This is a genomic window from Nocardioides currus (assembly GCF_003057875.1).
Classification (GTDB): Bacteria; Actinomycetota; Actinomycetes; order Propionibacteriales; family Nocardioidaceae; genus Nocardioides; species Nocardioides currus.
Genome location: NZ_PYXZ01000009.1, coordinates 1 through 19054, shown reverse-complemented (window position 1 = coordinate 19054; position 19054 = coordinate 1). Strand labels below are relative to the sequence as shown.

Below are 19054 nucleotides of genomic sequence, written 5' to 3'. Positions count from 1 at the left end.
CATGTCCGGCCCCAACACTGACTACGACCCGGTCGAGGTCACCCCGCTCAAGGCCGAGGAGGTCGAGCGGATGCGCGACGAGGCCGTCGCGGCCATCGCCGCCGCCGCCGACCTCGAGCAGCTCAAGCAGGTCCGTCTCGACCACGCAGGCGACCGCTCACCGCTGGCCCTGGCCAACCGGGAGATCGGCGCGCTCCCGCCCCAGGCCCGCAAGGAGGCCGGCGCCCGCGTGGGCCAGGCCCGCGGCGCGGTCACCAAGGCGCTCGGCGAGCGCACGTCCGTCCTCGAGGACGAGCACGAGCAGCGGATGCTGGTCGAGGAGCGCGTCGACGTCACGCTGCCGACCAAACGCCGCCGTGCCGGCGCCCGGCACCCGATCACCACCTTCTCCGAGCGGCTCTCCGACGTCTTCCTGGCCATGGGTTGGGAGGTCGCCGAGGGGCCGTGGGTCGAGGCCGAGTGGCTCAACTTCGACGCCCTCAACATGGGACCCGATCACCCGGCCCGCACCATGCAGGACACGTTCTGGCTCGAGCCGGCCGACGCGGCGCTGGTGCTGCGCACCCACACCTCGCCGGTGCAGGCCCGCACGATGCTGAGCCAGCAGCCGCCGATCTACGTCGTGTGCCCCGGCCGGGTCTACCGCACCGACGAGGTCGACGCGACGCACTCGCCGGTCTTCCACCAGATCGAGGGCCTCGTCGTCGACGAGGGCATCACCATGGCCCACCTCAAGGGCACCCTCGACCACATGACGACCGCGCTGTTCGGCGAGGGCATCACGACGCGCTTCCGCCCGTCGTACTTCCCCTTCACCGAGCCCTCCGCCGAGATGGACATGGTCTGCTTCGTGTGCCGCGGAGTCGACTCCGACGCCTGCCGCACCTGTCGCGGCGAGGGCTGGATCGAGCTCGGCGGCTGCGGCGTGGTCAACCCGCGCGTGCTCACCGCCTGCGGGATCGACCCGGAGGTCTACTCAGGCATCGCGTTCGGCTTCGGCATCGACCGGATGCTGATGTTCCGCCACAACGTGACCGACCTGCGCGACGTCTTCGAGGGTGACGTCCGCTTCGCCTCTGCTTTCGGGACGGAGATCTGATGAAGGCGCCACTGTCCTGGATCCGTGAGTACGTCGACCTGCCGGCCGACGTCACGCTGAGCGCGCTCACCGACCGGTTGACCATGCTCGGGCTCAAGCTCGAGGCCGTCACCAACCCGGCCGATGCCGTCACCGGCCCCCTGGTCGTGGGCCGGGTGCTGACGCTGGAGAAGGAGCCGCAGAAGAACGGCAAGACGATCAACTGGTGCACCGTCGACGTCGGCGACGCGAACGGCACCGGCGAGCCGCAGGGGATCGTGTGCGGCGCGCACAACTTCGTCGAGGGCGACCTCGTCGTGGTCTGCCTGCCCGGTGCGGTGCTCCCCGGCGATTTCGAGATCAGCGCGCGCAAGACCTACGGGCACCTGTCCGCCGGCATGATCTGCTCGGCCGCCGAGCTGGGGCTCGGCACCGACCACGACGGGATCATCGTGCTGCCCGCCGACGCCGGTGCCCCCGGCGACGACGCGTTCGACGTGCTCGGCATGGACGACCCGGTCATCGAGTTCGAGATCAACCCGGACCGCGCCTACGCCCTGTCGCTGCGGGGGATCGCCCGTGAGGCGGCGCTCGGCTTCGACCTGCCCTTCACCGATCCTGCCGCCCGCGACACCCCGGCCGCCAACGCCGACGGACACCCCGTGGTGGTCGACGACGCCGCCGGCTGCCCCGTCTTCGTCGCGCGCAGCGTCAGCGGGTTCGACCCGACGGCGACCACGCCCGGGTGGATGGCGACGCGGCTCGAGCAGGCCGGCATGCGACCGGTCTCGCTCGCGGTGGACGTCACCAACTACGTCATGCTCGAGCTGGGCCGGCCGATCCACGGCTACGACCGCGAGAAGCTGAGCGGCGCCGTACGCGTCCGCCGTGCGGCGGCCGGCGAGAAGCTCACGACCCTCGACGGCGTGGTGCGCACGCTCTCCGCGGAGGACCTCGTCGTCACCGACGACTCCGGGATCATCGGGCTCGGCGGCGTGATGGGCGGCGAGACGACCGAGATCTCCGAGACCACCACCTCGATCCTGGTCGAGGCCGCGCACTGGGACGCGGTGTCGATGTTCCGCACCGGCAAGCGCCACCGGCTCACGTCGGAGGCGGGCAAGCGCAACGAGCGTGGCGTCGACCCCGAGATCACCGAGGCCGCCGCGGACCGGGTCGTCGAGCTCCTCGTCGAGCTCGGCGGCGCCACCGCCGACGCCGGCGTCACCGTGGTCGGCACGCCGCCGGCGCGGGTGTCGATCACGATCCCGGTCGACCTCCCGGCGCGGATCAGCGGCATCGACATCTCCGCCGAGACGACGCTCGCGCACCTGCGCGCCGTCGGCTGCGAGGTGGCGATCGACGGTGACACCCTGACGGCCGTCGCGCCCTCGTGGCGTCCCGACCTCACCGACCCCTACGACCTGGTCGAGGAGGTCGTGCGGATCGTCGGCTACGACCAGGTGCCCTCGGTGCTGCCGCCGGCTCCCGCCGGGCGAGGTCGCAGCGAGGCCCAGCGCCTGCGCCGCCGTGTCGGCACCACGCTGGCCGGAGCCGGGCTGGTCGAGACGATCAGCTACCCCTTCGTCGGCGACGCCGACTGGGACCGGCTCGGCCTCGCCGAGGGCGACGAGCGCCGTACCGCCCTGCGCGTGGTCAACCCCCTGAACAACGAGGAGCCCTTCCTCGCCACCACGCTGCTGCCGGGTCTGCTCAAGGCGCTGGCACGCAACGTGGGTCGTGGCACCACCGACGTCGCGCTCTTCGAGACCAGCCTGGTCTTCGAGCCGACCGGTGCGAAGGCGCCGCTGCTCGGCGTCGACCGCCGCCCGAGCGACGAGGAGTGGGCCAGCATCGAGAAGGCCGTGCCCCGTCAGCCGATGCACCTCGCGATCGCCCTCACCGGGCACGCGGAGGACGCCGGCTGGTGGGGCGCGGGGCGGCTCGCGTCGTGGTCCGACGCCATCGGCACGGTGCGCGCGCTGGCCGACGAGCTCGGCGTGGAGCTGACCGTCACCGCCACCACCCGCGAGCCCTGGCACCCCGGGCGGTGCGCCGAGCTCCGGATCGGCGAGCGCGTCATCGGGCACGCGGGTGAGCTGCACCCCAAGGTGTGCAAGGCGTACGCCGTCCCGGCTCGCACGGCCGTCGCGGAGATCGACCTCGACGCGCTGCTCGAGCACGCGACCACCGTCGTCACCGGACCGGAGTTCTCCTCCTTCCCGGTCGCGAAGGAGGACGTCGCGCTCGTCGTCGACGCCGACGTGCCGGCGGCGGCCGTCGAGGCCGCGCTCCGCGAGGGGGCCGGCGAGCTGCTGGAGTCGATCGCGCTCTTCGACGTGTTCACCGGCGAGCAGGTGGGCGAGGGCAAGAAGTCCCTGGCCTACGCACTGCGCTTCCGCGCCCCCGACCGGACCCTCAAGGAGGGCGAGGCCTCGGCCGCGCGGGAGGCCGCCGTCGCGATGGCGGCCGAGCGCACGGGCGCCGTCCAGCGCTGATCGATCTGCTGGCGGTGCGCCAGCCACCTTCCTGGGCTCGGGAAGGTGGCTGGCCCACCTCCGCCGGGCGTGTCATCGCACGACACGTCACGCGGCGGTGTCCCACCCACGCTCCGCGGTCCGGGAGTGTCGCCCACGCACCGGCCCCGTGGTGGGGCGAGCCAAGACCTCAGTTGATCGGGTTCGACACCACGGCCCGGAAGCGGTCCAGCACCGACCGGTCGCCCGCGATCGCGAGGTCCTCGTCGTCCCCGCGGTGCCACAGCCACAGGTCGAGGTCGACCGCGGTCCCGTCGATCACCACGTCCGGCTCGACGTCCTCGGGCGCCTCGACGAGGTGGAAGTCCTCCTCGGCGGAGATCACCTGGCCGCTGTCCGGGTCGGTGCCGCTGAAGAGCCCGAACTGGGCCCACAGCTCGTCGCCGGTGTCGGTGCAGTCCAGACGGGCGTAGTGGGGGAGCGGCTCCCAGGTGCCCCACGGCGGACAGCCGCCGAACATCACGCCGATCATCTCGGCCACCCCGTCGGCGGCCAGGTTGGGATCCACCTCGGCCCGGTCGACGCCGGCCGTCTGCTCGGCGTCGATGCGGTGGACGAGCGCCTCGTGTGCCTGCCGACGCACGATGAACCCGACGGTGTGGTCGTCCGACCACGTCCACGCCTCCTCCTTCGTGTCCACGCCGTCGAGCGCGGCCACGAGGGCGGCCGACCACTCGTCGTACGACGCGAGCACCTCGGCGTACGTCGCCGGGCGCTCGGGCACGTCGGCCTCGTCCCTCTCGACCGGCCGGTCGATGACGATCCCGGCCCAGAACCTCTGCACCGTCGCGAGGTGCCAGAGCAGGTCCTCGGCCGACCACTCGGGGCAGGTCGGGACCCGCGCCGCGGGGTCGCAGTCGGCGAGCACCTCGCGGAACCGGGCAGACTCGGCGCGGATGTGCTCGAGGTAGGTGTCGGGGCTCAGGAGAGTCATGCGTCCAACCTAGGGTGGAGGACGGACGCGACGACACCGGTTTGACCCGGGTGCGCATGAACATGCAGTGGCATGTATAGTCATGCGCATGCCTGACACGTTCTCGACAGCGGTCGCCGGCGCCAGCGGCTACGCCGGCGGCGAGGTGCTCCGCCTGCTCCTCGGGCACCCCGACGTCACCATCGGTGCCCTCACCGCGGGGAGCAACGCGGGGGAGCGGCTCGGAGGCCTCCAGCCCCACCTGCTCCCGCTCGCCGACCGCGTCCTCGAGGCGACCACCGTCGAGACCCTGTCCGGCCACGACGTCGTCTTCCTCGGCCTCCCGCACGGGCAGTCGGCCGAGATCGCCTCCGCGCTCGGCGAGGACACGGTCGTGATCGACTGCGGGGCCGACTTCCGGCTGACCGACGCCGCCCAGTGGGAGAAGTTCTACGGCGGCACGCACGCCGGCTCGTGGCCCTACGGCCTGCCCGAGCTCGCCGACCAGCGTACGGCGCTCGGCGGGGCCCGCCGGATCGCGGTGCCCGGGTGCTACCCGACCGTCTCCACCCTCGCCATCGCGCCCGCCCTCGCCGCCGGCCTCGTCGAGCCCGACGTCGCGGTCGTCGCGGCCAGCGGGCTCAGCGGCGCCGGCAAGTCACTCAAGCCGCACCTGCTCGGCAGCGAGTCGATGGGCAACGCCAGCGCCTACGGCGTCGGTGGCGTCCACCGCCACACCCCCGAGATCGCCCAGAACCTCGGCCTCGTCCACGACGCAGCCGTGCGGGTGAGCTTCACGCCGATGCTCGTCCCCATGTCGCGCGGCATCCTCGCGACGGTCTCCGCGCCGCTGGTCGGTGCCGTGGGCGAGGAGCAGGCGAGGCAGGCCTACGCCGCGGCGTACGGCGACGAGCCGTTCGTCCACCTCCTCCCCGACGGTCAGTGGCCCCAGACCAAGGCGGTCGTCGGCTCCAACGCCGTGCACGTCCAGGTCGCGGTCGACGAGAGCGCCGGTCGCCTCGTGACCGTCGCCGCCATCGACAACCTCACCAAGGGCACCGCCGGCGCCGCCGTGCAGTGCATGAACCTCGCCCTCGGCCTCGACGAGACCACCGGCCTCTCCACGATCGGACTCGCGCCATGACCGACCAGACCAGCAGCCAGACCAGCAGCCAGACCTTCACCCTGCTCCAGTTCCCGGAGAAGCTCGCCATCGTGCGGCTCGGTCCGGGCGCGGAGATCCCGAAGTGGGCCGAGTCGGCCAGCCTGTTCTCGGTGACCGCGACGGCCACCGAGACCAGCCTGGTCTGCGCGACCCGCTCGGTGCCGACCAAGACGCCGAGCATCAAGCCGCTGACGGCGTTCCAGGTCCGCGGGCCGCTCGACCCAGACTCGATCGGCATCCTCGCCAGCCTGCTCGTGCCCTTGGCCGAGGCGGAGATCCCGGTCTACACGCTCTCCACCTTCGACACCGACTGGATCATGGTCCGCCTCGTGGACGGCGACAAGGCGACCGAGGCGTGGCGACGACGAGGTCACACCGTGACCGCCGCCGTCCCCGTCCGACCCGCCAAGAAGTCGAGCCCTCCCGGAAAGTCGAAGCCCAAGAAATGAGCACCACCCACCCCGCAGGATTCACCGCCGCCGGCGTCGCCGCCGGCCTCAAGCCGACGGGCGCCAAGGACCTCGCCCTCGTCGTCAACCACGGCCCCACCTTCGACTCCGCCAGCGTCTTCACCGCCAACCGCTGCAAGGCCAACCCGGTGCTGTGGAGCCAGGAGGTCGTCAAGGACGGCACCGTCAAGGCGGTCGTCCTCAACTCCGGCGGCGCCAACTGCTACACCGGCCCCGACGGCTTCCAGACCACGCACGCGGTCGCCGAGAAGGTGGCCGAGAAGCTCGGCATCGGGGCCGTCGACGTCGTCGTCTGCTCGACCGGGCTGATCGGCCTCGCCAACAGCCGCGACGACCTGCTCACCGGCGTCGAGGGTGCGTACGCCGCACTGTCGGCCGACGGAGGCACGGCGGCCGCCGAGGCCATCATGACCACGGACTCCGTGGCCAAGAAGGTCGTCGTCGAGGGCCCGGGGTGGTCCATCGGCGGCATGGCCAAGGGAGCGGGCATGCTCGCCCCGCAGCTGGCGACGATGCTGGTCGTCCTCACCACCGACGCGGTCGTCCCGGCCGCGGAGCTCGACGCCGCGCTGCGCGCCTCGACCCGCGTCACCTTCGACCGCCTCGACTCCGACGGCTGCATGTCCACCAACGACACCGTCACCGTGATGGCGAGCGGGGCCAGCGGGATCACGCCCACGCCCGAGGACTTCACCGCCGCCCTCACCCAGGCCTGCACCGACCTGGCGATGCAGCTGCTCAAGGACGCCGAGGGCGCCGACCACGAGATCGCGATCACCACCGTCAACGCGGCCACCGAGGACGACGCCGTCGAGGTCGGTCGCAGCGTCGCCCGCAGCAACCTCTTCAAGGCCGCCGTCTTCGGCAACGACCCCAACTGGGGCCGGGTGCTGGCCAGCATGGGCACCACCGACGCGGCCTTCGACCCCGCCGACCTCGACGTCGCGATGAACGGCGTGTGGGTGTGCCGCCACTCCACGCCCGCCGAGGACCCGGCCGGCGTCGACCTCACCGGCCGCGAGGTCACCGTGACCATCGACCTGAAGGCCGGCGACGCACGCGCCACCGTCTGGACCAACGACCTGACGCACGCCTACGTCCACGAGAACAGCGCCTACAGCTCATGAGCACGGAGCAACCGATGAAGACCGACGCCAAGACCCTGGCCGCCGCCCTGCCGTGGCTCAAGCGCTACCACGGCAAGACGATCGTCGTGAAGTACGGCGGCAACGCCATGACCGACGACGACCTCAAGGTCGCCTTCGCCGAGGACATCGCCTTCCTGCGCTTCGCCGGCTTCAAGCCGGTCGTCGTGCACGGCGGCGGCCCGCAGATCTCCTCGATGCTGAAGCGCCTCGACATCACCTCCGAGTTCCGCGGCGGTCTGCGGGTGACCACCCCGGAGGCGATGGACGTCGTCCGGATGGTCCTGGTCGGGCAGGTCCAGCGCGAGCTCGTCGGACTGATCAACCAGCACGGCCCCCTGGCCGTCGGCCTGTCCGGCGAGGACGCCGGGCTGTTCACCGCCAAGCCCACCAACACCATCGTCGACGGGGAGGAGGTCGACCTCGGCCTCGTCGGCGAGGTGGCCCACGTCCGGCCCGAGGCCGTCCTCGACCTCGTGGAGGCGGGGCGGATCCCGGTCATCTCGAGCGTCGCCCCCGACGTCCACGGCACCGTCCACAACGTCAACGCCGACACCGCGGCCGCGGCCCTCGCGATCGCCCTCGGCGCCGAGAAGCTGCTCGTGCTCACCGATGTCGAGGGCCTCTACCGCGACTACGGCAACTCCGACGACGTCATCCAGGAGATCGGGCCCGACGCGCTCGGCGAGATGCTCCCGACGCTGGACGCCGGGATGGTGCCCAAGATGACCGCGTGCCACCAGGCCGTGACCAACGGCGTGCCCCGCGCCACCGTCGTCGACGGCCGCGAACCCCACGCCGTGCTCCTCGAGATCTTCACCGACGAGGGCGTCGGCACCCAGGTGCTGCCGGGCGTCGCCACCAAGCTCCGGAAGGCACAGGTGACGGCATGACCACCTGGCAGCAGCGCTACGAGTCCGCGCTGATGAACACCTTCGGCACCCCCAAGCTCCTGCTCACCCGCGGCGAGGGCGCCCACGTCTGGGACGCCGACGGCACGGAGTACGTCGACCTGCTCGGCGGCATCGCCGTCAACGCCCTCGGCCACGCGCACCCGGCGGTCCTCGAGGCCGTCACCCACCAGCTCGGCACGCTCGGCCACGTCTCCAACTTCTTCGCCAGCGAACCCCAGCTCGCCCTCGCCGAGCGACTGCTGACGCTGCTCGGGCCCGAGGTCGGGGGCCGGGTCTTCTTCTCCAACTCCGGCGCCGAGGCCAACGAGGCGGCCCTCAAGCTCACCCGCCGCACCGGCCGCACCCACCTCGTCGCGACCGAGGGGTCCTTCCACGGCCGCACGATGGGCGCGCTCGCGCTCACCTCCAAGGCGGCCTACCGCGAGCCCTTCGAGCCGCTGCCCGGCTACGTCACCTTCGTGCCGTACGGCGATGCCGCGGCCCTCACCGCCGCCGTCACCGACGACACGGCCGCCGTGGTGCTCGAACCGATCCAGGGTGAGGCCGGCGTGCGCGTGCCGCCCCCGGGCTACCTCAGCGCCGCGCGGCGGGCGTGCGACGAGCACGGCGCTCTGCTGTGGCTCGACGAGGTGCAGACCGGCATCGGCCGGACCGGCGCCTGGTTCGCCCACCAGCTGCCGGCAGGCGAGGGCGTCACGCCCGACGTCGTCACGCTGGCCAAGGGCCTCGGTGGCGGCATCCCGATCGGTGCGACCATCGGGCTCGGGACCGCGGGCGCCCTGCTCGAGCCCGGCAACCACGGCACGACCTTCGGCGGCAACCCCGTGGCCTGCGCGGCCGCGCTCGCCGTGCTCGACACCATCGAGAAGGACCAGCTGCTCGACCGGGCGACCGCCCTCGGCAAGACCCTGCGCGACGGGCTCGGCGCCGACCCGCGGGTCACCGAGGCCCGCGGCGAGGGCCTGATGGTCGGCCTGGAGCTGGCCGTCGACGCGCCGGGCGTGGTCACGGCCGCCATGGCGGGCGGCTACATCCTCAACGCGACCGGACCCAGCACCATCCGCCTCGTCCCGCCGCTCGTCCTCACCGACGAGGACGCCCGCGGCTTCGTGGAGGCGTGGTCGGGGATCCTCGACGCAGTCGAGGTGGACGCGTGATGCGCCACCTCCTCGCCGACGACGACCTCACGCCGGCCGAGCAGGCCGAGGTCCTGGCGCTCGCCGCGTCGATGAAGCGCGAGCCCTACGATCACAAGCCCCTCGCCGGCCCGCGCACCGTCGCCCTCGTCTTCGACCGCCCGACGCTGCGCACGCAGGTCTCGTTCACGGCCGGGATCGCCGAGCTCGGCGGCAACCCGATGACGGTCGACGGGGGACTGGCGGCCATGGGGTCGCGCGAGTCCGTCGAGGACGTCGCCCGCGTGCTGGGGCGGCAGTCGAGCGCCATCGTGTGGCGCACCGCCCTCCAGGCCGACCTCGTCACCATGGCCGACCACGCGGGGGTGCCGGTCATCAACGCGCTCACCGACGACTTCCACCCCTGCCAGCTGCTCGCCGACCTGCAGACCGTGCAGGAGCGGCTCGGCGTGCTCGGCGGCGTGCGGGTGGCGTTCGTGGGCGACGGTTCCTGCAACATGGGCAACTCGTGGGTGCTGGCCGGGGCGACCGCCGGGATGCACGTCACCGTCGCCTCGCCGGCCGGCTTCGAGCCCGCCCCGGACGTCGTCGAGCGGGCGCTGGCGATCGCCGAGGACACCGGCGGCAGCGTGACCATCGGCCACGACCCCGTCGCCGCGGTCGACGGGGCGCAGGTCGTCGTGACCGACACCTGGATCTCGATGGGTCGCGAGGAGGAGGCCGCGCAGCGCCTCGAGCTCTTCGCGCCGTACGCCGTGACGGGTGGGCTGCTCGCGCACGCCGTCCCCGATGCCCTCGTGCTGCACTGCCTGCCGGCCTACCGCGGCAAGGAGATCACCGCCGAGGTGATCGACGGTCCCCAGAGCGCCGTGTGGGACGAGGCCGAGAACCGCCGGCACGCGCAGAAGGCCGTCCTGGCCTGGCTGCTCGAGCGCAGCGAGGGGGAGCGATGAGCGAGCGCAGCGTCAGCCCCGTGACCAAGAACGCGCGCCACCAGCGGATCATCGACCTGGTGAGCACCCACGACGTCCGCTCCCAGACCGAGCTGGCCGAGCTCCTCGCCGAGCACGACGTGCACGTCACCCAGGCGACGCTGAGCCGCGACCTCGTCGAGCTCGACGCCGTCAAGGTGCGCAGCAGGCAGGGCCCGCTGGTCTACGCCGTGCCCGCCGAGGGCGGCGACCGCGGCCCGACCTCGACCCGGGAGGCGGCCGGGGCCAGCGAGCGGCTCGCGCGCCTGTGCGCCGAGCTCCTGGTCAGTGCCGACGCGAGCGCCAACCTCGTCGTGCTGCGCACCCCGCCCGGCGCCGCGCAGTTCCTCGCCAGCGCCTTCGACCGGGCCGACCTGGGCGACGTGCTCGGCACCATCGCCGGCGACGACACCGTCCTCGTCATCGGCCGCGACCCCCTCGGCGGCGACGACCTCGCGCGCCGCTTCCTCGACTTCGCCAACCACCCCACTGCAAAGGACGACCAGTGAGCAAGGTCCTCACCTCCCTCCCCGTCGGCGAGCGCGTCGGCATCGCCTTCTCCGGAGGCCTCGACACCTCCGTCGCGGTCGCCTGGATGCGTGACAAGGGCGCCGTCCCCTGCACCTACACCGCCGACATCGGGCAGTACGACGAGCCCGACATCTCCGGCGTCCCCGCCCGAGCGCTGGAGTACGGCGCCGAGATCGCGCGCGCCGTCGACTGCCGGGCTTCCCTGGTGGAGGAGGGCCTGGCCGCCCTCGCCTGCGGTGCGTTCCACATCCGCTCCGGCGGCCGCGCCTACTTCAACACCACTCCGCTCGGTCGTGCCGTCACCGGGATGATGCTCGTGCGCGCGATGCACGAGGACGACGTCGACATCTGGGGCGACGGGTCGACCTTCAAGGGCAACGACATCGAGCGGTTCTACCGCTACGGACTGCTCGCCAACCCCGAGCTGCGCATCTACAAGCCCTGGCTCGACGCCGACTTCGTCCACGAGCTCGGCGGCCGCACCGAGATGAGCCAGTGGCTCACCGAGCGCGGGCTGCCCTACCGCGACAGCCAGGAGAAGGCCTACTCCACCGACGCCAACATCTGGGGCGCGACCCACGAGGCGAAGACGCTCGAGCACCTCGATGTGTCCCTCGAGACCGTCGAGCCGATCATGGGCGTGCGCTTCTGGGACCCCGCGGTGTCCATCGACACCGAGGACGTGACGATCCGCTTCGACCAGGGCCGTCCGGTGGCGATCAACGGGGCGACGTACGACGACGCGGTGCAGCTGGTCCTGGAGGCCAACGCGATCGGCGGGCGCCACGGGCTCGGCATGTCCGACCAGATCGAGAACCGCATCATCGAGGCCAAGTCCCGCGGCATCTACGAGGCCCCGGGCATGGCCCTGCTGTGGATCGCCTACGAGCGGCTGCTCAACGCGGTGCACAACGAGGACACCATCGCCAACTACCACTACGAGGGCCGTCGCCTCGGACGCCTGCTCTACGAGGGCCGGTGGCTCGACCCGCAGGCGCTGATGATGCGTGAGGCCATCCAGCGCTGGGTCGCCTCCCTGGTGACCGGCGAGGTCACGATCCGGCTGCGCCGGGGCGAGGACTACACGGTGCTGGCCACGGACGGCCCGGCGTTCTCCTACCACCCCGACAAGCTGTCGATGGAGCGCACGGACAACGCCGTGTTCGGCCCGACCGACCGCATCGGCCAGCTGACGATGCGCAACCTCGACATCGCCGACTCGCGCGCGAAGCTCGAGCTGTACGCCACCCAGCCGCAGGACCAGGGACACGTGCTGGTCGAGAACGGCAACCTGTTCGGGGAGATCGAGCCCGGGGGAGCCGACCGCATCGCGCGGCGCAACGGTGCCGACACGTTCGACGACGAGGCCCTCGACAACGCGGCCATGGACGTCGGGACCGACTGAGCCCGACCGACCGAGGCCCGGGCGTGCCCCCACACGGCACCGGCACCGACCCTGTGTGGGTCGGTGCCGGTGGGGCGCGTCAGCGGAGTCGTCTCACTCCACGTCGTCGTCGACCCAGTCGAGGGTCTTGGTGACGGCCTTCTTCCAGTTGCGGTAGAGCCGCTCGCGCTCGTCGTCGTCCATCTGCGGGCTCCAGCGCTTGTCCTCGCCCCAGTTGTTGCGGATGTCGTCCTCGTTCTCCCAGTAGCCCACCGCGAGACCGGCGGCGTACGCCGCACCCAGCGCCGTGGTCTCGGCGACCTTGGGGCGCACCACGTCGACGCCGAGGATGTCGGCCTGGAACTGCATCAGCGTCTCGTTGACGACCATGCCGCCGTCGACGCGCAGCTCGGTGAGCGGCACCCCCGAGTCGGCGTTCATCGCGTCGAGCACCTCGCGGGTCTGGAACGCGGTGGACTCCAGCACCGCGCGGGCGATGTGGTTGCGGTTGACGAACCGGGTGAGCCCGACGAGGGCACCGCGCGCGTCCGGACGCCAGTGCGGGGCGAACAGCCCGGAGAACGCCGGCACGAAGTAGGCCCCACCGTTGTCCTCGACCTTCATCGCCAGCTCCTCGATCTCGGGAGCACTGCCGATCATGCCGAGGTTGTCGCGGATCCACTGCACCAGCGAACCGGTGACGGCGATCGAGCCCTCGAGGGCGTAGACCGTCTCCTGCTCGCCGATCTTGTAGCAGACCGTCGTGAGGAGGCCGTTCTCGCTCGGCACCTGCTCGGTGCCGGTGTTGAGGAGCATGAAGTTGCCGGTGCCGTAGGTGTTCTTCGCGGTGCCCTTCTCCAGGCACGCCTGCCCGAAGGTCGCGGCCTGCTGGTCGCCCAGGATGCCCGCGATCGGGGTCCCGTTGAGGACGCCGGGCTTGCACTCGCCGTACACCTCGGAGGAGGACTTGATCTCCGGCAGCATCGACAGCGGGATCCCCATGTCGGAGGCGATCGACTCGTCCCACGTCTGGTCCTCGAGGCGCATCAGCATCGTGCGGCTCGCGTTGGTCACGTCGGTGACGTGGACCCCGTCGTTGTCGGCCCCGCCGGTCAGGTTCCACAGCACCCAGGTGTCGGTGTTGCCGAACAGCAGGTCGCCGGACTCCGCCTTCTCCTTCGCGCCGTCGACGTTCTCCAGGATCCAGGTGACCTTCGGTCCGGAGAAGTAGGTGGCGAGCGGCAGGCCGCACGTCGACTTGTACTTCTCGACGCCGTCGTCACCGGCGAGCCGGTCGACGATCTTCTGGGTGCGGGTGTCCTGCCAGACGATCGCGTTGTAGACGGGCTGGCCGGTGTTCTTGTCCCACACCACCGCGGTCTCGCGCTGGTTGGTGATGCCGACCGCCTCGATGTTCTTGCTGTTGAGGTTGGCCTTCGCCAGCGCGCCGCCGATCACCTTGCGGGTGTTCTCCCAGATCTCGATCGGGTCGTGCTCGACCCACCCGGCCTTGGGGAAGATCTGCTCGTGCTCGACCTGGTCGACGGCCACCACCGAGCCGTCGTGGTCGAAGATCATGGCGCGAGTGCTGGTCGTGCCCTGGTCGATGGACAGGATGTAGGTGTTGCTCATGGTGCCTCCGGGCTAGGTGTTGGGCGGGGACGGGCGTGCGAGGTTCAGACGAAACCGACGAGGTTGGCGGCCAGGCCGCCGAGCGCCCCACCGATGAGCGGCGCGACGACGGGGACCCACGCGTAGCCCCAGCCGCTGCTGCCCTTGTCCGGGATCGGGAGCACGGCGTGCATCAGGCGGGGACCCAGGTCGCGGGCGGGGTTGATGGCGTAGCCGGTCGGGCCGCCGAGGCTGGCGCCGATCGCGACGACGAGCAGGGCGACGGCCAGCGGGCCGACCTCGGTGGGCGTCTTGCCGAAGGCGAGGATCACGAAGACCAGCACGAAGGTGCCGATCACCTCGGTGACGACGTTCCAGGCGTTCGAGGCGATCGTGGGCATCGTGCTGAAGACGCCGAGCTTCGAGCCCTGGTCGGCGTCGGGGTCGTCGAAGTGCTTCTTGTACGCCAACCACGCGAGCGTGGCGCCGAGCATCGCGCCCACCATCTGGCCGGCGATGTAGGTGATCACGTCGGCGGCGGACAGGCCCGAGTCGCCGGCCGCCAGGATGCCGATGGTGACGGCGGGGTTGAGGTGGGCGCCCGACTCGTAGGCGACGTAGACGCCCGAGTAGACCGCGAGGCCCCAGCCGAAGTTGATCATCAGCGTGCCGCCGCCGTTGCCGCCCGTCCTGGGCAGCACGACGTTGGCGACCACACCACAACCGAGCAGGATCAGGATGCCGGTCCCCATCACCTCGGGGAGGAAGATGTCTCTGAACACGCAGCGGTCCTTTCCGATGAAGAGGGACGCCCGAGAGTGTGACCTCCGCCACTGGCGTCAGGGTTTCGCATCCTTGCACAGCTCGCTGTCCTCGACCGGCCCGGTTAGTGTGGCCATGCGTCATCCCAGCCCACCCGGTCGCACGGAGGAACCACGACATGCCTCGACCTGCACGCCTCGGACCGCAGGAGCGAGCCGACGGATGGAGCGCCCTCGGCGGCGCCGACGTCGACGTCCTCGTCATCGGGGGCGGGGTGACCGGCGCGGGTGTCGCGCTGGACGCCGCCACCCGCGGGCTGCGCGTCGTCCTCGTCGAGCAGCGCGACCTCGCCTCCGGCACGTCCTCGCGCAGCTCGAAGCTGTTCCACGGCGGCCTGCGCTACCTCGAGCAGCTGAACTTCTCGCTGGTGCGCGAGGCCCTGCGCGAGCGCGAGCTGATGCTCACCCGGTTGGCGCCCCACCTCGTGCGCCCCGTCTCGTTCCTCTACCCGCTGCAGCACCGCGTGTGGGAGCGGCCCTACGTCACGGCCGGACTCACCCTCTACGACACCATGGGCGGCGCCCGCTCGCTCCCGCGCCACAAGCAGCTCACGCGGGGCGGTGCGCTCAAGCTGGCCCCGGGCCTGCGACCCGACGCCCTCGCCGGCGGACTGCTCTACTACGACGCACAGGCCGACGACGCGCGGCACACGATGATGCTGGCGCGCACGGCCGCGTCGTACGGCGCCACGGTGCTCCCCTCCACCAAGGTCACCGGCCTCACGCGGGCCGGTGAGCGGATCGTCGGCGCGACGCTGACCGACGTCGAGACGGGCGAGGAAAAGGACGTCTCGGCCCGCGTCGTCATCAACTGCGCCGGTGTGTGGACCGACGAGATCCAGACCCTCGCCGGCGGACGGGGCCGCTTCAACGTGCGCGCCTCCAAGGGCGTGCACATCGTGGTGCCGCGCGATCGCATCAACTCCGAGACCGGGATGATCCTGCGCACCGAGAAGTCGGTGCTGTTCGTGATCCCGTGGGGCACCCACTGGATCGTCGGCACCACCGACACCGACTGGGAGCTCGACAAGGCCCACCCGGCCGCCAGCCAGGCCGACATCGACTACATCCTCGACCACGTCAACACGGTGCTCGCCCGGCCGCTCACGCACGACGACATCGAGGGCGTCTACGCCGGGCTCCGCCCGCTGCTCAAGGGCGAGAGCGAGGCCACGTCCAACCTCTCGCGCGAGCACGCCGTGGCCCGCCCCCAGCCCGGCCTGATCTCCATCGCCGGTGGCAAGTACACGACGTACCGCGTGATGGCCGCCGACGCCGTGGACGCCGCCCGCGTCGACCTCCCGGGCGGCGTGGGGGAGTGCGTGACCGACCACATCCCGCTCGTCGGTGCGGAGGGATACCTCGCCCTGAACAACCAGAAGGACCGGCTCGCTCGCGAGCGCCACCTGCCGACGTGGCGGATCACCCACCTGCTCGAGCGCTACGGCTCGCTGCTCGACGAGGTGCTCGAGCTGGCGGACGACGACGCGAGCCTGCTCGAGCCGCTGCCCGGCGCGGAGGAGTACCTCAAGGTCGAGGTGCGCTACGCCGCCACCCACGAGGGAGCGCTGCACCTCGACGACATCCTGGCGCGCCGCACCCGCATCTCCATCGAGGCGCACGACCGCGGGGTGGAGTGCGCCGACGACGCCGCCGCCGTGGTGGCCGACGTCCTCGGCTGGGACGAGGCCCGGGTCGCGAACGAGGTCGAGGCCTACCGGACGCGTGTCGCCGCGGAGCGGGAGTCGCAGCTCGAGCCCGACGACCTCGCCGCGAACGCCGAGCGGCTGGCTGCGCCCGACATCCGGGCCCGGTCGGTCGGTCGCGCGCTCGACTGACATTGTTGACCCTGTGACGGCACCACCGAGCGAGCCCCGGGACACGGCCACCGACCTCAGCACCACCAACGAGGGCAAGCTGTGGGGTGGTCGGTTCGCGGGATGTCCCTCACCCGAGCTCGAGGCCCTGTCCCGTTCGACCCACTTCGACTGGCGGCTCGCGCTCTACGACATCGCCGGCTCCCACGCCCACGCGAAGGCGCTCGGCGCCGCGGGCCTGCTGAGCGCTGACGAGGAGAACGAGCTCCACCGCGGGCTCGACGTGCTCACGGACGCGTTCACCTCGGGCCGCTTGCAGCCGTCGGAGTCCGACGAGGACGTCCACGGTGCTCTCGAGCGGTTGCTGATCGAGGAGGTCGGGCCCGATGTGGGCGGCAAGCTGCGCGCCGGTCGGTCCCGCAACGACCAGATCGCGACGCTCTTCCGCAGCTACCTGCTCGACCACGCGCGGGTCGTCGCGGCACTGGTCCTCGACCTGGTCGATGCGCTCGCGGGCCAGGCGCAGGCACACCACGGCGCGATCATGCCGGGACGCACGCACCTCCAGCACGCCCAGCCGGTGCTGCTCTCGCACCACCTGCTCGCCCACGCCTGGGCGCTGCTGCGCGACGTCGACCGACTGGGGGACTGGCGGGACCGGGTGCGGTCCGACTCGCCGTACGGCTCCGGTGCCCTGGCGGGCCAGAGCCTCGGCCTCGACCCGGAGCTGGTCGCCACCGAGCTCGGCTTCACCGGCTCAAGCGCCAACTCCATCGACGGCACCGCGTCGCGTGACTTCGTCGCCGAGTTCGCCTTCGTCTGCGCACAGATCGGCGTCGACGTCTCGCGGCTGGCCGAGGAGATCATCGTGTGGGCGACGCGTGAGTTCGACTTCGTCACGTTGCACGACTCGTGGTCGACGGGGTCGAGCATCATGCCGCAGAAGAAGAACCCCGACATCGCCGAGCTGGCGCGCGGCAAGGCCGGTCGTCTGGTCGGCAACCTCGCGGGCCTGCTGACCACGCTGAAGGCGCTGCCGCTGGCCTACAACCGCGACCTCCAAGAGGACAAGGAGCCGGTCTTCGACTCCCTCGACACCCTCGAGGTCCTGCTCCCCGCCTTCACCGGCCAGGTCGCCACGCTCACCTACAACACCGAGCGGATGGCCGAGCTCGCGCCGCAGGGGTTCTCGCTCGCGACCGACATCGCGGAATGGCTGGTGCGTGAGGGGACGCCGTTCCGCATCGCCCACGAGCTCGCCGGCGCGTGCGTGCGCGCGGCCGAGGCCAAGGGGACCGACCTCGACGGTCTCACCGACGAGGAGTTCGCGAGCATCTCGCCTGCGCTGACGCCGCAGGTGCGCCTCGTGCTCACGGCCCAGGGGTCGGTGGAGTCGCGCGACGGTCGTGGCGGCACGTCACCCCGGCGCGTCCTCGAGCAGCTCGCCGAGCTGCGGTCCGTCGCGACCGTCGGCCGTGAGCGCCTCGGCTGACCTGGCCGCCCACCTGGCCGGGCCGGTGCTCGAGGTGGCGCCGACCCTGCTCGGGTCGACGCTGCGCTGCGACGGGGTCGCGGTCCGGATCACCGAGGTCGAGGCGTACGCCGGCGCCGACGACCCCGGCTCCCACTCCTACCGCGGCCCGACTGCGCGCAACGCCGCGATGTTCGGTCCACCGGGCCACCTGTACGTCTACTTCACCTACGGCATGCACCACTGTGCCAACGTCGTGTGCGGCCCCGAAGGCACGGCATCGGGGGTGCTGCTCCGTGCGGGCGAGGTCGTCGAGGGAGTCGCGACGGCACGAGCACGGCGGCCCGGCGCCTCGGACCGCGATCTTGCGCGTGGTCCTGCCCGCCTGTGCACGGCGCTGGCGATCGACCTGGCCGACTACGGGTGCGACCTGTCGACCGGACGGGTGACGCTCGAGCTCGCGGACCCGCCCGACCCGGAAACCATCTCTCGCGGGCCACGCGTGGGCCTGCGCCATGCCGCGGAGGCGCCGTGGCGGTTCTGGCTGAGCGACGAGCGCAGCGTCTCGGTCTACCGGCCGGCTGCACGGCGGGCTCGTCGACAAGCCTCTGACCTGCACAAACAGTGAACCGTCCACCCCGAGTTGGCATGCGCGCCACCGGGGGTCTAATGTTTCGTCCTGTCGCCGCGAGCGAACACCCCGCTGGGGCCGAGAGGCCAAATCCAGCGGGTACAGCCGCGTCCGACACCGAGTCACGAAGGCCAGTTTGACGGGCCGGACACAGACCGGTAAGTTTCTGCAGGTTGCCCCAAGACAAGTCCGGCCCAGCCGGAGGCGCTTGGGTGCGTCTGATGTTTGAGAACTCAACAGTGTGTCATAGTCGACGAATTAGTTTGATGCTTCCATCTTGTATGGGGGTTATGTTTTTTCCGACAATGATTCTTGACAGTTTTTTGTCAGGGTTTGTTTGTTGGGGTTGGATTTTTCATTTTTCGATGGAGAGTTTGATCCTGGCTCAGGACGAACGCTGGCGGCGTGCTTAACACATGCAAGTCGAGCGGAAAGGCCACTTCGGTGGTACTCGAGCGG

At 71.3% G+C, this 19054-nt stretch carries 16 protein-coding genes and 1 rRNA gene; 14 read left to right on the top strand and 3 right to left on the bottom strand.

All coding sequences use genetic code 11. The features are described from left to right. Window position 1 precedes the first annotated feature (1 nt). Together pheS and pheT are read left to right on the top strand one after the other, a co-directional pair. Window positions 2-1099, top strand: coding sequence for a phenylalanine--tRNA ligase subunit alpha (gene pheS / locus C7S10_RS17750; RefSeq protein WP_108345795.1), 1098 nt, complete (start codon window positions 2-4; stop codon window positions 1097-1099). Then, the gene (pheT, locus tag C7S10_RS17745) at window positions 1099-3576 is read left to right on the top strand and encodes a phenylalanine--tRNA ligase subunit beta (protein WP_108345794.1); all 2478 of its coding nucleotides are present in this window, start codon (window positions 1099-1101) and stop codon (window positions 3574-3576) included. The genes pheS and pheT overlap by 1 nt, the downstream gene beginning before the upstream one ends. Before the next feature lie 169 nt (window positions 3577-3745). Here pheT and C7S10_RS17740 read toward each other — a convergent pair whose 3' ends face one another. Then, window positions 3746-4549 (bottom strand): maleylpyruvate isomerase family mycothiol-dependent enzyme, encoded by an 804-nt coding sequence (locus tag C7S10_RS17740; protein ID WP_108345793.1) that lies wholly within the window; start codon window positions 4547-4549, stop codon window positions 3746-3748. 88 nt (window positions 4550-4637) lie between these two features. Here C7S10_RS17740 and argC point away from each other — a divergent pair, with 88 nt between their 5' ends. Genes argC through argG form a run of 8 tightly spaced genes read left to right on the top strand, consistent with a single transcriptional unit; the run spans window position 4638 to window position 12265 of the window. Then, window positions 4638-5672: an N-acetyl-gamma-glutamyl-phosphate reductase gene (argC, locus tag C7S10_RS17735; RefSeq protein ID WP_108345933.1), complete on the top strand. Its 1035-nt coding sequence runs from the start codon at window positions 4638-4640 to the stop codon at window positions 5670-5672. Beyond that, a complete protein-coding gene (locus C7S10_RS17730) occupies window positions 5669-6142 on the top strand; it encodes an ACT domain-containing protein (protein ID WP_108345792.1) in 474 nt (157 codons plus the stop codon). Before argC ends, C7S10_RS17730 begins: the two co-directional genes overlap by 4 nt. Beyond that, window positions 6139-7290 carry a bifunctional glutamate N-acetyltransferase/amino-acid acetyltransferase ArgJ gene (gene argJ / locus C7S10_RS17725; protein WP_108345791.1) on the top strand — a complete coding sequence of 384 codons (1152 nt, stop codon included), beginning with the start codon at window positions 6139-6141 and terminating at the stop codon, window positions 7288-7290. The genes C7S10_RS17730 and argJ overlap by 4 nt, the downstream gene beginning before the upstream one ends. After that, window positions 7287-8201: an acetylglutamate kinase gene (gene argB, locus C7S10_RS17720; RefSeq protein WP_108345790.1), complete on the top strand. Its 915-nt coding sequence runs from the start codon at window positions 7287-7289 to the stop codon at window positions 8199-8201. Before argJ ends, argB begins: the two co-directional genes overlap by 4 nt. Continuing rightward, complete coding sequence (locus C7S10_RS17715; RefSeq protein WP_108345789.1) at window positions 8198-9379, top strand: acetylornithine transaminase; 1182 nt, start codon at window positions 8198-8200, stop codon at window positions 9377-9379. Before argB ends, C7S10_RS17715 begins: the two co-directional genes overlap by 4 nt. Continuing rightward, on the top strand, window positions 9376-10311 hold the full coding sequence (gene argF, locus C7S10_RS17710) for an ornithine carbamoyltransferase (RefSeq protein ID WP_108345788.1): 936 nt from the start codon (window positions 9376-9378) through the stop codon (window positions 10309-10311). The genes C7S10_RS17715 and argF overlap by 4 nt, the downstream gene beginning before the upstream one ends. Then, complete coding sequence (locus tag C7S10_RS17705; RefSeq protein ID WP_108345787.1) at window positions 10308-10838, top strand: arginine repressor; 531 nt, start codon at window positions 10308-10310, stop codon at window positions 10836-10838. Before argF ends, C7S10_RS17705 begins: the two co-directional genes overlap by 4 nt. Next, a complete protein-coding gene (argG, locus tag C7S10_RS17700; protein WP_108345786.1) occupies window positions 10835-12265 on the top strand; it encodes an argininosuccinate synthase in 1431 nt (476 codons plus the stop codon). The genes C7S10_RS17705 and argG overlap by 4 nt, the downstream gene beginning before the upstream one ends. Before the next feature lie 93 nt (window positions 12266-12358). Here the strand turns inward: argG and glpK are convergent, their stop codons facing one another. Both glpK and C7S10_RS17690 read right to left on the bottom strand, forming a co-directional pair. Beyond that, entirely contained in the window at window positions 12359-13876 is a 1518-nt protein-coding gene (gene glpK / locus C7S10_RS17695) for a glycerol kinase GlpK (protein WP_108345785.1), read from the bottom strand. Window positions 13877-13920: 44 nt separating this feature from the next. Continuing rightward, on the bottom strand, window positions 13921-14637 hold the full coding sequence (locus C7S10_RS17690; protein WP_279303180.1) for an MIP/aquaporin family protein: 717 nt from the start codon (window positions 14635-14637) through the stop codon (window positions 13921-13923). Window positions 14638-14795: 158 nt separating this feature from the next. On the opposite strand from C7S10_RS17690, the gene glpD reads away from it, so the two are divergent. The 4 genes from glpD to C7S10_RS17670 all read left to right on the top strand — a co-directional run. Next, window positions 14796-16514, top strand: a complete 1719-nt coding sequence (glpD, locus tag C7S10_RS17685) for a glycerol-3-phosphate dehydrogenase (protein ID WP_108345784.1) — start codon at window positions 14796-14798, stop codon at window positions 16512-16514. A 13-nt stretch (window positions 16515-16527) separates the two neighbouring features. Next, window positions 16528-17985 (top strand): argininosuccinate lyase, encoded by a 1458-nt coding sequence (gene argH, locus C7S10_RS17680; RefSeq protein WP_108345783.1) that lies wholly within the window; start codon window positions 16528-16530, stop codon window positions 17983-17985. Further along, entirely contained in the window at window positions 17969-18592 is a 624-nt protein-coding gene (locus C7S10_RS17675) for a DNA-3-methyladenine glycosylase (RefSeq protein ID WP_108345782.1), read from the top strand. Before argH ends, C7S10_RS17675 begins: the two co-directional genes overlap by 17 nt. A gap of 365 nt (window positions 18593-18957) precedes the next feature. Then, window positions 18958-19054: ribosomal RNA gene (locus tag C7S10_RS17670) — 16S ribosomal RNA — on the top strand; the annotation flags it as partial.

What these genes read in the sequence shown, in the direction of transcription:
- argC (WP_108345933.1), top strand. Translation starts at nt 4,638, where the DNA reads ATGCCTGACACGTTCTCGACAGCGGTCGCCGGCGCCAGCGGCTACGCC.
- glpD (WP_108345784.1), top strand. Translation starts at nt 14,796, where the DNA reads ATGCCTCGACCTGCACGCCTCGGACCGCAGGAGCGAGCCGACGGATGG.
- argB (WP_108345790.1), top strand. Translation starts at nt 7,287, where the DNA reads ATGAGCACGGAGCAACCGATGAAGACCGACGCCAAGACCCTGGCCGCC.
- argJ (WP_108345791.1), top strand. Translation starts at nt 6,139, where the DNA reads ATGAGCACCACCCACCCCGCAGGATTCACCGCCGCCGGCGTCGCCGCC.
- C7S10_RS17730 (WP_108345792.1), top strand. Translation starts at nt 5,669, where the DNA reads ATGACCGACCAGACCAGCAGCCAGACCAGCAGCCAGACCTTCACCCTG.
- pheS (WP_108345795.1), top strand. Translation starts at nt 2, where the DNA reads ATGTCCGGCCCCAACACTGACTACGACCCGGTCGAGGTCACCCCGCTC.
- C7S10_RS17740 (WP_108345793.1), bottom strand. Translation starts at nt 4,549, where the DNA reads ATGACTCTCCTGAGCCCCGACACCTACCTCGAGCACATCCGCGCCGAG.
- pheT (WP_108345794.1), top strand. Translation starts at nt 1,099, where the DNA reads ATGAAGGCGCCACTGTCCTGGATCCGTGAGTACGTCGACCTGCCGGCC.
- glpK (WP_108345785.1), bottom strand. Translation starts at nt 13,876, where the DNA reads ATGAGCAACACCTACATCCTGTCCATCGACCAGGGCACGACCAGCACT.
- C7S10_RS17715 (WP_108345789.1), top strand. Translation starts at nt 8,198, where the DNA reads ATGACCACCTGGCAGCAGCGCTACGAGTCCGCGCTGATGAACACCTTC.
- C7S10_RS17705 (WP_108345787.1), top strand. Translation starts at nt 10,308, where the DNA reads ATGAGCGAGCGCAGCGTCAGCCCCGTGACCAAGAACGCGCGCCACCAG.